General features: G+C 72.8%; 12 protein-coding genes. 8 read left to right on the top strand and 4 right to left on the bottom strand.

From position 1 onward, the window contains the following. The first annotated feature begins 239 nt into the window (after window positions 1-239). From tuf to J7I97_RS12235, 3 genes are all read left to right on the top strand, one after another. On the top strand, window positions 240-1,421 hold the full coding sequence (gene tuf, locus J7I97_RS12245) for an elongation factor Tu (RefSeq protein WP_214933782.1): 1,182 nt from the start codon (window positions 240-242) through the stop codon (window positions 1,419-1,421). A 74-nt stretch (window positions 1,422-1,495) separates the two neighbouring features. Further along, the gene (locus tag J7I97_RS12240) at window positions 1,496-2,344 is read left to right on the top strand and encodes a patatin-like phospholipase family protein (protein ID WP_214933780.1); all 849 of its coding nucleotides are present in this window, start codon (window positions 1,496-1,498) and stop codon (window positions 2,342-2,344) included. Between the two features lie 89 nt (window positions 2,345-2,433). Next, window positions 2,434-3,225 (top strand): spermidine synthase, encoded by a 792-nt coding sequence (locus J7I97_RS12235; RefSeq protein WP_214933920.1) that lies wholly within the window; start codon window positions 2,434-2,436, stop codon window positions 3,223-3,225. A gap of 102 nt (window positions 3,226-3,327) precedes the next feature. Here J7I97_RS12235 and J7I97_RS12230 read toward each other — a convergent pair whose 3' ends face one another. Further along, window positions 3,328-4,617, bottom strand: a complete 1,290-nt coding sequence (locus J7I97_RS12230) for an MFS transporter (protein ID WP_214933778.1) — start codon at window positions 4,615-4,617, stop codon at window positions 3,328-3,330. Between the two features lie 101 nt (window positions 4,618-4,718). Next, window positions 4,719-5,753 carry a hypothetical protein gene (locus tag J7I97_RS12225; protein ID WP_214933776.1) on the bottom strand — a complete coding sequence of 345 codons (1,035 nt, stop codon included), beginning with the start codon at window positions 5,751-5,753 and terminating at the stop codon, window positions 4,719-4,721. Window positions 5,754-5,849: 96 nt separating this feature from the next. On the opposite strand from J7I97_RS12225, the gene J7I97_RS12220 reads away from it, so the two are divergent. The 4 genes from J7I97_RS12220 to J7I97_RS12205 all read left to right on the top strand — a co-directional run bounded on the left by J7I97_RS12220 (window position 5,850) and on the right by J7I97_RS12205 (window position 10,043). Further along, complete coding sequence (locus J7I97_RS12220) at window positions 5,850-6,302, top strand: DUF4442 domain-containing protein (RefSeq protein WP_078904414.1); 453 nt, start codon at window positions 5,850-5,852, stop codon at window positions 6,300-6,302. A gap of 155 nt (window positions 6,303-6,457) precedes the next feature. Continuing rightward, the gene (locus tag J7I97_RS12215) at window positions 6,458-6,658 is read left to right on the top strand and encodes a type II toxin-antitoxin system VapB family antitoxin (RefSeq protein WP_214933774.1); all 201 of its coding nucleotides are present in this window, start codon (window positions 6,458-6,460) and stop codon (window positions 6,656-6,658) included. Between the two features lie 140 nt (window positions 6,659-6,798). Continuing rightward, the gene (locus tag J7I97_RS12210) at window positions 6,799-9,303 is read left to right on the top strand and encodes a glycoside hydrolase family 3 C-terminal domain-containing protein (protein WP_308369253.1); all 2,505 of its coding nucleotides are present in this window, start codon (window positions 6,799-6,801) and stop codon (window positions 9,301-9,303) included. A 59-nt stretch (window positions 9,304-9,362) separates the two neighbouring features. Further along, window positions 9,363-10,043 carry a DedA family protein gene (locus J7I97_RS12205; protein ID WP_214933771.1) on the top strand — a complete coding sequence of 227 codons (681 nt, stop codon included), beginning with the start codon at window positions 9,363-9,365 and terminating at the stop codon, window positions 10,041-10,043. A 90-nt stretch (window positions 10,044-10,133) separates the two neighbouring features. On the opposite strand, the gene J7I97_RS12200 is transcribed toward J7I97_RS12205, so the two are convergent. Continuing rightward, a complete protein-coding gene (locus J7I97_RS12200; RefSeq protein WP_214933769.1) occupies window positions 10,134-10,685 on the bottom strand; it encodes a gamma carbonic anhydrase family protein in 552 nt (183 codons plus the stop codon). A gap of 162 nt (window positions 10,686-10,847) precedes the next feature. Between J7I97_RS12200 and J7I97_RS12195 the strand changes: the two genes are divergently transcribed. Next, on the top strand, window positions 10,848-11,621 hold the full coding sequence (locus J7I97_RS12195; protein WP_214933767.1) for a DapH/DapD/GlmU-related protein: 774 nt from the start codon (window positions 10,848-10,850) through the stop codon (window positions 11,619-11,621). Between the two features lie 189 nt (window positions 11,622-11,810). On the opposite strand, the gene J7I97_RS12190 is transcribed toward J7I97_RS12195, so the two are convergent. Beyond that, window positions 11,811-12,251 carry a nuclear transport factor 2 family protein gene (locus J7I97_RS12190; RefSeq protein ID WP_214933764.1) on the bottom strand — a complete coding sequence of 147 codons (441 nt, stop codon included), beginning with the start codon at window positions 12,249-12,251 and terminating at the stop codon, window positions 11,811-11,813. Between the last annotated feature and the right edge of the window lie 8 nt (window positions 12,252-12,259).

Raw genomic sequence — 12,259 nt, 5'->3', positions numbered from 1 at the left:
TCGACGCCGCCCGGACGCTCCGGCAGGATCAGGGGCATGTCCAGGTACGCCTTCCCCGCAGCGCCGTCCGCAGTCGCGGACGCGCCGAAGGCTGCCTTCCTCGCAGAGGCATCTGCCCTCGCCGCATTCGACGGCGCACGAAGCTGACCCTTCCCGGACAGTCCGGCGGACCCCGCAGGGGGAGGGTCGGCTCGGGTTCAGGGGTCCCGTTCCGGCTTCGAGCTACGGGAAAAGACATCATGGCCAAGACGGCCTTCGTGCGGACCAAGCCGCACCTCAACATCGGCACCATGGGTCACGTCGACCACGGCAAGACCACCCTCACCGCCGCCATCACCAAGGTCCTCGCCGAGCGCGGCGGCGCCTCTTTCGTGCCCTTCGACCGCATCGACCGGGCCCCCGAGGAGGCCCGGCGCGGGATCACGATCAACCTCACGCACGTCGAATACGAGACCGACACCCGGCACTACGCCCACGTGGACATGCCCGGCCACGCCGACTACATCAAGAACATGGTCACGGGCGCCGCCCAGCTCGACGGGGCGATCCTCGTCGTCTCCGCGCTCGACGGGGTCATGCCACAGACCGCCGAGCACGTGCTCCTCGCCCGCCAAGTGGGGGTCAACCACATCGTGGTCGCGCTTAACAAGGCCGACGCCGGCGACCCCGAGCTCACCGACCTGGTCGAGCTGGAGGTCCGCGAGCTGCTCACCGCCAACGGTTACGGCGGGGACACCGCGCCCGTCGTACGGGTCTCCGGGCTCGGCGCGCTGGAGGGCGACCCGCGCTGGACCGCGGCGATCGAGGCGCTGCTGGACGCGGTGGACACGTACGTGCCGATGCCCGTGCGCTACACGGACTCGCCGTTCCTGATGCCGGTGGAGAACGTGCTGACCATCACCGGACGCGGCACGGTCGTGACCGGCGCGGTCGAGCGCGGCACCGTCCGGTTCGGTGACCGCGTCGTGCTGCTCGGCGCGGACGGCGAGCCCGTGGGGACGAACGTCACCGGACTGGAGACCTTCGGCAAGCCGATGGAGTCCGCCGAGGCCGGCGACAACGTCGCGCTGCTGCTGCGCGGGGTGCACCGCCACCAGGTCCGCCGCGGTGACGTCGTGGCCGCGCCCGGGAGCGTGGTGCCCCGCCGGCGCTTCACCGCGCAGGTGTACGTGCTCTCCGCGCGGGAGGGCGGACGCACGACGCCGGTCGCCTCCGGGTACCGGCCGCAGTTCTACATCCGTACCGCCGATGTGGTGGGGGACGTGGACCTGGGTGAGGCCGCGGTGGCCCGGCCCGGGGAGACGGTCGCGATGACCGTCGAGCTGGGGCGGGACGTTCCGCTGGAGGCGGGGCTCGGCTTCGCGATCCGCGAGGGCGGGCGGACGGTCGGCGCGGGGACGGTGACGACCGTACTCGGCTGACCCCGCTGTGGTGACGGCAGGCTGGTTTTGCCAGACTGCCGTCACCACAGGCATGTGAAGAGGGGCGGGCGGAAATGGGCGGCGGCGACACGGCACTGGTGCTCGGCGGCGGGGGACTCACCGGCGTCGGGTGGGAGTCCGGGATCCTGTACGGGCTCGCCCGGGCGGGCGTGGACCTGTCCACCGCCGACCTGGTCGTCGGCACCTCCGCGGGATCGGTGGTCGGCGCCCAGCTCGCCTCCGGGCTGCTCACTCCGCAGGAGCTGTACGAGCGCCAGCTCGGCGACCCCGACGGGGAGAGCGTGGCGAAGCTGGGGGCGGGGCTCGTCGCGCGGTACGCCGCGGCGATGGTGCGGTCGCGGGACGCCCGGGCCTACCGGCAGCGGGTCGGCGCCCTCGCGCTGGCCGCCGACACCGCCGCGGAGGCGGAGCGGCGCAAGGTGCTGGAGGCGCGGCTGATCTCGCACCAGTGGCCCGAGCGGCGGCTCGTCGTCACCGCGGTGGACGCGCTGAGCGGTGAGTTGGAGGCCTTCGACCGCGAGAGCGGGGCCGGGCTGGTCGACGCGGTCTCGGCGAGCTGCGCGGTGCCGGGGGTGTGGCCGCCGGTGACGGTGGGGGAGCGGCGGTTCATCGACGGCGGAATACGGTCGGCGACCAACGCGGACCTGGCCTCCGGGTACCGGCGGGTGGTGATCCTCGCGCCGATGGCACTGGGGTCGGGGCTCGTCCCGTCGCCCGCCGTGCAGGCGGCCCGGCTGCGGGCCGACGGGGCGCGGGTGCTGTTGATCAAGCCGTCGGCGGTCGCCAAGAAGACCTTCGGGCGCAATGTCCTGGACCCGGCCCGGCGGGCGCCCGCGGCGCGGGCGGGGCTGGCGCAGGCCGCGGAGCACGCGGCCGATGCCGCCGAGGTCTGGGGCGCCTGACGCCGGAGTGACAACGGCCTGACAATGGTGGGGTGAGCGACGAACAGATTCCGGTGATCCGGGACGTGGACCAGGGCATCGCCAAACTGATGCCGGACGTGGACCGGGAGCGGGCCTGGCTGCTGACCGTCGACGGGGCTCCGCAGTCGTATGTGGACCTGGACGATCCGGAGCACCTGGAGTTCGAGTACGTACGCCGGCTCGCGCACGTACTGGACTGCGCGGCGGAGCCCGGCGTCGCGCTGGACCTGCTGCACCTCGGCGGTGGCGCGCTGACGCTGCCGCGGTACGCGGCGGCGACGCGTCCGGGGTCCCGGCAGACGGTGGTCGAATTCGACGCCGGGCTGGTGGAGCTGGTCGCGGAGCAGCTCCCGCTGCCGGCGGGTTCGGGTGTCACGGTGCATGCCGCGGACGCCCGGGTCTGGCTGGAGGGCGCGGCTTCGGGGAGTGCGGATGTGGTGGTGGCCGACGTGTTCGGGGGGTCGCGGGTGCCGGCCCAGCTGACGTCCGTGGAGTACGCGCGGGAGGTCGCGCGGGTGCTGCGGCCGGGCGGGCTCTATGCGGCGAACCTGGCCGACGGGGCGCCGTTCGACTTCTTGAGGGCTCAGCTGGCCAATTTCGGGGCGGTGTTCGGGGAGCTTGCGCTGATCGCGGAGCCGGGGGTGCTGCGGGGGCGGCGGTTCGGGAACGCGGTGCTGGTGGGCTCGGACGTGGGGATTCCGGTGGGGGCGTTGAGTCGGGTGTGCGCGGCTGACGCGTTTCCGGCGCGGGTGGAAGCGGGGGTCGCGCTGGCGCGGTTCATGCGGGGAGCCCTGCCGGTGGGGGACGCGGAGGCGGTGGCTTCGCCGGAGCCGCCGGCGGGGGCGTTCAGCCTGGGCTGAGCCGGTGGCCGCTGCGCGGGCTTTTCTCCCCGCCCCGCCCTTCCTCCTCCCCCAGACTCCGTCCGGGGGGACCCCCACCCGGGCGCGCCCGGACCCCGCGCCTCACACGCCGGCGGGGGTGGAAGGGGTGGGGGCGGCGGGGCTGGGACCGGTGGGGTCCGGAGCCGGTTTGCGGGTCATGTGGCGGACGTCGGGGACCGCCAGGACTGTTGCCGTGGCCAGGATTACCAGGGTCGCGCAGCCCCATAGGGCCGGGGTGCGGCCGAAGGCGGACTCGGCCGGGCCGGCCAGGGCGGTGGCCAGGGGGAGCAGCGACACGGAGCCGAACCAGTCGTAGGCGGAGACCCGGGAGAACTTCTCCTCCGGGATCTCCTGGTGCATCGTGGTCATCCAGTTGACGCCGAACACCTCGATGGCCACGCCGGCGATCAGCATCACCGCGCACAACGCCCACGCGGGCAACGGCACCGCCAGGCCCGCCGACGGCAGCGCCAGCGGGAACACGCACAGGGTGCCGACCAGCAGCAGCCGGCGCGGCTTCCACACCATCATCAGGACGGCTCCCGCGATGGTGCCGACGCCGAAGAACGCGAGGGCCAGGCCCCACGGGGCGGGTCCGCCCAGCCGGTCCCGGGCGACCAGCGGACCGTAGACCGACTCGGCGGCGCCCACGACGGCGACTACGACGGAGAACTGGAGCACGATGCTCCACAGCCACGGGCGGGTCTTGAACTCCACCCAGCCTTCGCGCAGGTCGGCCAGCAGGCCACCGCCGGGGGCCCGTTCGGCGACATGGCTGACGTCGAGGAAGGCGCGCAGGGCGCCCGCCACCGCGAAGGCCGCCGCGTCCACGGCCAGGACCCACCCCGGGCCGACCACCGCGATCATGGCTCCGCCGAGGGCGGCGCCGCCGATGCCGGCGCCGTTCATGGCCATCCGGAAGAGGGCGAAGGCCCGGTTGGAGTGTTCGCCGGAGACGCTGGAGAGCAGCATCCCCTCGGCGGCCGGGTTGAAGAACGCCGTGCCCGTGCCGCACAGGGCGGTGAGCAGCATCATCTGCCACAGCTGGGGGTGCCCGGCGAGGACGAGCACCGCGAAGGCGGCCTGCGAGACGCAGTTCAGGGCATTGGCCGCGACCATCACACGGTGGCGCGGGAGCCGGTCGGCGAGGGCGCCGCCGATGAGGAGGAAGAGGACGAGCGGCAGCGTACGGGCCGCGGCGACGAGGCCGACGTCACCGCCGGAGCCGCCGGTCTCCATGACCGCGAACGCGGCGGCGATGAGCGCTCCGTGGCTGCCGAGGTTCGTCACGACCGCGGCGCCCGTCAGCAGGCTGTAGTTGCGGCCCGCCCAGGCGGGTATGCGGGGGGAGGTGGTGGGGGGAGAGCTCACCCACGGACTATCCCCGCCCCGGGCCGAGAATCCAAACGGATAAACGGCCCGGGGGCTGGAATCGGAAGGTCAGGCGACCCGGAGAGGGTCGTTTCGGAAGATCAGCCCTCGCTGAGACGGACCGAGCTGAGGATCTTCTCGTAGGTCTCCTGCTTGACCTCGCCCTCGACACCCGCGGCGCCGTAGAGCACCCAGGTGGCGAAGTCGCCCTTGGCGTTCTTGAAGCTGAAGGCGATGCTCTTGCCGTCGGAGGAGCACTTGTTCTCCTTCGGCACCGGGCTCGCGGTCGAGGTCACGAAGTGACCCTTGAGGCCGGAGGCGGTGGTGTACTCCTTGGCCTGCGAGCTCTTGACGACCTCCCTGGGGTTCTTCACCTTCTGGGCGTACCCGGCGAAGACCCAGCTCTCGGCCGCGTTGAGCGCGGCCTCGGCGGTGTCCTTGGCGCCCTGGGCGCCCTTGGTGCCGGTGCCGGCCAGCGAGGTCGTCTCCTCACTGCCGTTCTTGTCGGAGTCGACCTTGCACCAGTCCTCCTTGAGGAAGGCCGGTGCGGACATCATGACGAACGCCGAGCCGTCGTTCTTCTTCTCGTCCTCGAAGCCCGTGGACATGCCCGAGCTCGCGACGTTCCATTCCGGCGGGACGTCGAAGGCGGTGCCGTACTTCGGGTTGACGACCACCTTCCAGCCCGGGATGACCGGCTTGACCTCGCCGCCGGCGCGGGGGTTCCCGCTCGGGGCGGCCGGCGCGGCCGAACTGGCGGCGGGCGCGGAGGCGGACGCGGCCGGCTTGTTGTCGGCCTCGTCGGTCTTCTTGTCGTCCCGGGTCAGGACGAAGGTGCCGGTGGCGGCTGCCGCCACGACGACCGCGGCGGCCGCGACGAGGGCCACGGTCTTGGTCGAGTACGGGCTGGTGCCGCCGCCGCCCTGAGGGGCCGTCGGCTGCTGGGGCTGGCCCCACGCCTGAACGGGAACGGTCGGGGGCTGCTGCGGGTAGCCGTAGCCGGGCTGCTGCTCACCGAACCCCGGCTGCTGCTGGTTGTACGGGTTCGGCTGCCCCGGCTGCTGCTGGTACGGGTTCTGTTGCGCGTCCTGGGGGTTCTGTCCGCCCCCGGGCGGCTGCTGCTGTCCTGGCCACATGGCCGGTAACGATAGTGGGAGCGGGGGCGGGGAGCCACGGCCACCCCCTCAACAGGTCTGGCCAAGCGCATCTACTCGCGGGTAACATCGCTCTCCATGAGCGCAGATCAGATGAACGTGGGCGAATTGCTCGCCGCGACGGTGCCGATGGCCCGGACGCTGAACCTCCAGTTCCTGGAGACCACCCCGGAGCGCGCGGTCGTCCGGCTTCCGGACCAGCCCGACTTCCACAACCACGTCGGCGGCCCGCACGCCGGTGCCATGTTCACCCTGGCCGAGTCCGCGAGCGGCGCGATCGTCCTGGCCGCCTTCGGCGACCAGCTCTCGCGCGCCGTGCCGCTGGCCGTGAAGGCCGAGATCGGCTACAAGAAGCTCGCCAAGGGCGTCGTGACGGCCACCGCCACCCTGGGCCGCCCGGCCGCCGAGGTCGTCGCCGAACTCGACGCGGGCGGCCGCCCCGAGTTCCCGGTCACCATCGCGATCCAGCGCGAGGACGAGGCCGTGACGGGCGAGATGACCGTCGTCTGGACGCTGCGGCCGAACGCGTAACACCCCGCCCGCGAGGCAGCCGTGGGGCCGCGCCCGAGGGGCGCGGCCCCACAGGCGTTCCGGCCCGCTGTCGCGAGAGCCGAAACCGAGCGACCCGGTGAACCTTGTCGGTCACGGCACTAGAGTCCGTCGCACGTCGATGGAGGAGGTTCCCTGTGGCCAAGGTCAATATCAGCCTCGATGCCGAACTCGTGGTGGAAGTGATGGTCCTCGCCGGGGTCGGGTCGCCGCAGGACGCCGTGGAGGCCGTCGTACGCGACTACATCGCACGCGGCCACCGGACCGAGGCGCGCGTACAGCGGCAGGACGAGCTCAGGCGCGACGCCGACAGCATGCAACAGCCGCCGCAGGGCTGAACCTCGGCGCAGCGGTGGCGCGTCTGAGCGGGCCCGATCGGCGGACGGCGCACACTGGGCGGGGGAGCGGTCCGGCGCGGGCCGCCCCCGCCGAGTGACGCCGATGCCGACGCCGCAGGGAGCTCCCATTGAGCGAGGCCGTGTCCAGACGTTCCGCGATGCGGCTGTTCGGTGCACTGGGCGCCGCACTGGGGGCGGCGGGCTGCGCGCCCACGGTGCCGACGGGCGCGATGGTCCGCAGGGCCGCACCCGAGGCCGAGGTCGCAGCCCTGGCCGGCGCCGACAGACCCGGGAGCGCGGCCCGGATCGACGCCCTGCTGGACCAGCTCACCCTCGACGAGAAGACCACCCTGCTGCACGGCGGCCAGGACCCCGCCCCGCTCGGCCAGGCCGGCTATGTGCCCGGCGTACCGCGCCTGGGCATCCCGCCGCTGCGGTTCGCCGACGGGCCCGCCGGGGTGCGGGTCGCCCAGCCCGCCACCGCGCTTCCCGCGCCCGTCATGCTCGCCTCCGCATTCGACCCGGCGCTGGCCCGCGAGTACGGCCGGGTGATCGGCCGCGAGGGCCGTGCACTCGGCCAGGACGTGGTGCTCTCGCCGATGGTGAACCTCATCCGCACCCCGTACGCGGGCCGGAACTTCGAGACCTTCTCCGAGGACCCGAGACTGACGGCGGACCTGGCCGCCGAAGTCGTGCGCGGGATCCAGGACGAGGGACTCATCGCCACCGTCAAGCACTTCGCGCTCAACAACCAGGAGCAGGGCCGCGACACCGTGGACGTCGTCGCCGCCGAGCAGTGCCTGCACGAGACCGAGCTGCGGGGTTTCGAGGCCGCAGTGGCCGCCGGCGCCGGCGCGGTGATGGCTGCGTACAACAAGGTCAACGGCACCTACGCCTGCGAGAACAAGGCACTGCTCGACGAACTGCTGCGCGGCCGCTGGGGATTCGACGGCTGGGTGATGTCCGACTGGGACGCCACCCACAGCACCGTCGCCTCCATCAACGCCGGACTCGACATGGAGATGCCCGGCGGCACCCACTTCGGCGGCCCGCTGCAAGAGGCGGTGCACGGTGGCTCCGTACCCGAGAACGCCGTGGACCTCGCGGTGCGCCGGGTCCTGACCACCATGGACCGGTTCGGGCTGCTGGCGGCCCGCCCCGCGGCCCGGCCCGCCCGCGACGCCACCGGCGGGGCCCGGGTGGCCCGCAAGGCCGCCACCGCCGGGGCGGTGCTGCTGCGCAACGAGCACGACACCCTGCCGCTGACCGGTGCGGCGGCCCGCTCGATCGCGGTGATCGGGCCCACCGGCCAGGTGCCCTTCGTCAGCGGCGGCGGCAGTGCGCACGTGGTCCCCGAGAAGGCGCCCGCCCCGCTCACCGCGATCAAGCAGCGGGCCGGGCACGGGGCCACCGTGCGCTACGCCCTCGGCGAGGACCTGTACGGGCGGCCGCTCCCGCCGAAGCTGCTGACGCCCGCCGCCGGCCTGGACGACCGGAGCGTGGCCGCCGGGAGCGGCTGGAGCCACGAGGGCGAATTCCGCCTCGCCGCCGACGACGAGTGGACCCTGATCGTCCACTACACCGGGAAGCGGCCCGGCGTACGGCTCGACGGAGAGGAGCTGTTCCCCGTCCGGGAGGGCGTGGCCGAGTACTTCGCGGGCGGACTGCTCGCCGCCGCGCCCGACGGGCTCACCGTCCGCCGCCGCACCCTCGCGCTCAAGGCGGGCACCCACCGGCTCGCCGTCACCGCCGAGGGCGGGGACCGGGGCCAGCGGTTCCGGCTGCGGCACACCACGAAGGCGACCCGGGCCGCAGATCTCGCCGAGGCCGTCCGGACCGCCAAGGCCGCCCGCAGCGTGGTGCTGTTCGCCTACGAGGATGCCACCGAGGGAAGCGACCGCACCTCGCTGGGGCTGCCCGGCGGGCAGGAGGCGCTGATCGAGGCCGTCGCCGCGGTGAACCCGCGCACCGCGGTCGTGCTCAACACCTCCTCCGGTACGACCATGCCGTGGCTCTCCCGTACCGGGGCGGTCCTCCAGATGTACTACCCGGGCCAGGAGGGCGCGGGCGCCACCGCCGACATCCTGTTCGGGGACGTGGACCCGGGCGGCCGGCTCACCCAGACCTTCCCGGCCGACGAGCACACCACCCCGGTCGCGGGGGACCCGCTGCGCTACCCGGGGGTCGGCGGCCGGCAGGAGTACACCGAGGGCGTCCACGTCGGGCACCGCTGGTACGACGCGCAGCGGGTGGCCCCGCTGTTCCCGTTCGGGCACGGGCTCTCGTACACGACGTGGGAGTACGAGAAGCTGACCGTCCGGCCGGAGCGTGGCGGGCTGCGCGTCGAGTTCACCGTGCGCAACACCGGCCGGCGCAAGGGCACCGAGGTGGCGCAGGTGTACGTCGGCCCCTCGCCCGATCTGAAGCTCGACCAGCCGGTGCGCGCGCTGGCCGGCTACCGGCGGCTCACCCTGGCGCCGGGGGAGGCGCAGCGGGTCACCCTCGACGTGGACGTGCGGGCGCTGTCCTGCTGGGATCCGGAGGAACACGCCTGGGTGCTGGGTTCCGGCCGACGCGAGGTGTTCGCGGGCCGTTCCTCGCGCGAACTCCCACTGAGGGCGAAGGCTGTGGTGAGGAGCCGATAGGCTGCCCGTTCGGCGTGTCACAGGAGGCGCGCCGGGGGACGACTCGGGAGGACGTACCGGTGCACATCCAGGAATGGCTGGAGACGATTCCGGCGGTCAGCATCTATCTCCTGGTGGGTCTGGTCATCGGGCTGGAGAGCCTCGGCATTCCGCTGCCGGGCGAGATCATCCTGGTCAGCTCGGCGCTGCTGGCCTCGCAGCACGGGGAGATCGACCCCGTGGTCCTGGGCATCTGCGCGAGCACCGGAGCGATCGTGGGCGACTCGATCGGCTATGCGATCGGGCGCAGGGGCGGCAAACCGCTTCTGGAGAAGCTGGGCCGGCGCTTCCCCAAGCACTTCGGTCCGGAGCACGTCGCGGTGGCGGAACGCTCCTTCGAGAAGTGGGGCATGTGGGCCGTCTTCTTCGGGCGCTTCGTGGCGCTGCTGCGGATCTTCGCCGGGCCGCTGGCGGGTGTGCTGCACATGCCGTACTGGCGGTTCCTGATCGCGAACGTCCTCGGCGGCATCCTGTGGGCCGGCGGCACGACGGCCGTCATCTACTCGATCGGAATCGTCGCGGAGCCGTGGCTCAAGGGGTTCTCCTGGGTGGCCCTGGCACTGGCCCTGCTGATCGGCCTCGCGGTGACGCTGGTACTGCGCAACCGCATGAAGAAGGCGGCGTCGAAGACGTCCTCCGTACCGTCCCGGCCCGCCCCGGCCGAGGGCGAGACGGCGCCGTCGGCCGCCGTCTCCGACTGACGCCGCGCCGATCAGGGGTGGCGGGCCACCGGGTCGCCCGCCCCATCCCCCATCCCCCGCCCCAGCGGGCGGGCGGGGAGGCCGGTTGGGCTACGCGCCCGGGGTTACCGAGGCGCGGTGCTGCTTGGCGAGGTCGGCGTACATGAGGGCGTTGACCTTGATGCCCTCGCGTTCCTCGTCGGTGAGCTCGCGCCGCACCTTGGCCGGGACGCCCGCGACGAGGGAGCCGGGCGGGACGACCATGCCCTGCGGGACCAGCGCCTGCGCGGCCACCAGGGAGCCGGCCCCGATCACCGCGCCGTTCAGCACGGTCGCGCCCATCCCGATCAGGCAGTCGTCCTCCACGGTGCAGCCGTGCACGACGGCGTTGTGGCCGATGGAGACCCGCTCGCCGATGGAGACCGGGAAGCCGGGGTCCACGTGCAGCGTGCAGTTGTCCTGCACATTGCTGTCGGCGCCGAGCGTGATCGGGCCGCAGTCCGCGCGCAGCACCGCCGAGTACCAGATGCTCGCGCCGGCGGCCATGGTGACGTCGCCGACCACGACGGAGGTGGGTGCCGTGAAGGCCGTGGGGTCGATCGCGGGGCTCTTGCCGCCGACGCCCGCGACGAGTGCCTGGCCCTGGCCCGCGTGATGCGTCATGTTCTCTTCCTCACTCCTCTGGTCTGCCGGTCTGCCGGTCTGCCGGTCCGCCGTGCCCTGCCGTGTCGCGCTACCCGCACGGTAGGGCACGCGCCCGGCTCCGCCTGCGATGGGGTGAAGATCACGGCGCGGTCCGGGCGCCAGGCGCGTTACGGTGACCGGGTGCCGAAGAACCAGAACACGTTCTCATCCCTGACTGCCCTGCGACGCAGGCTGGCCAACCGTGCCGTGCAGGCCGGCTGGCGCTGGATGCAGAAGGCCGGCGCGGTCACGGCCCACACCCCCGGGCGGCTGCGCTTCGGGGCGATCGGGCCGCACTCCCGGCTCGCCTTCCCGCAGGGAACCGTCTTCGGCGAGCAGTGGATCCACCTCGGCGACCACTGCATCATCGGCGAGCAGGTCACCCTCACCGCCGGGATGATGCCCGGCCTCGACCTCGGACCGGAGCCGATGCTCGTACTCGGCAACGGCGTGGTGCTCGGCCGGAACAGCCATGTCATAGCCGACACCCGGATCACCATCGGGGACGACACCTTCTGCGGCCCCGGCGTCTACATCACCTCCACCAACCACAGCTACGACGACCCCCACCAGCCCGTCGGCAAGCAGTGGCCGCGCAGCGCGCCGGTGGAGATAGGCCCGGGCTGCTGGCTGGGCACCGGCGCGGTGATCCTGCCCGGGGCCCGGCTGGGCCGCAATGTGGTGGTGGCCGCCGGGGCCGTCGTGCGGGGCGAGGTGCCCGACCACGCCGTGGTGGCGGGGGCGCCGGCCCGGATCGTACGCCGCTGGGAGCCGGAGACGGGCTGGCAGCCGCCGCTGCGCACCCCGGCGCCGGTGCCGATACCCGACGGGGTCACGCCGGGGCAGTTGCGTGCGCTGGCGGAGCTCGCGGAGACGGAGCAGCGCACGGCAGAGGCGGCCGCCGACCCGGTCTAGGAGTCTGATGAAGATCTTGAAAACGCGCCCGGCTTGCACCGGTTCAACCCGATTGACATTTACCGGCAATATGGGGTGAATCGGTCGGCCGGAGCAAGATCTTCAAGAGCCTCCTAGGGGATGACTGGCCGACCCTGATCCGCCGGACACCCCCTAGTGCCGTGGCCGGNNACCTTTCCGGCCACGGCACTAGCGGTCGACCGGCGCCGCGACGAGGCCGTCGGCGACGAGGCCGGCCAGGACCGCCTCGCCCAGGGCTTGGACCGCGGACTGCGGGCGGACCATCACCGTGAACTCCTTGATCCGCTCCTCGTGGTCGAGGTGCAGCAGATCGATGCCGTGGATCTCCTTGCCGTTCACGGTGGCCCGGAAGAGCAGGATCTCCGCCGGAGCCTCCCCGCCGTCGGCGCTGGTCTCGGCGACGCCGTCGAGGGTCCCGGCGTAGCGGAAGTCCTCGAAGGTGCGCAGCAGGACCCCGAAGAGGGCCAGCACCATCGGCTTCCCCTCGAACGGGGTGAACTTCACCGGGCTGTAGAGCCGGATGTCGTCCGTGAACAGATCGTCCAGGCCGGTGAGGTCGCGGCTTTCGACGGCGGCGCGGAAGCGTTCCACAGTGCTCGAAGTGCTCATTGCTGGCT

It is taken from the genome of Streptomyces sp. ISL-87, from assembly GCF_018614095.1.
Taxonomy (GTDB): domain Bacteria; phylum Actinomycetota; class Actinomycetes; order Streptomycetales; family Streptomycetaceae; genus Streptomyces.
Note: the sequence above shows the minus strand (reverse complement) of the source record. Positions and strands in the feature narration are given on the sequence as shown.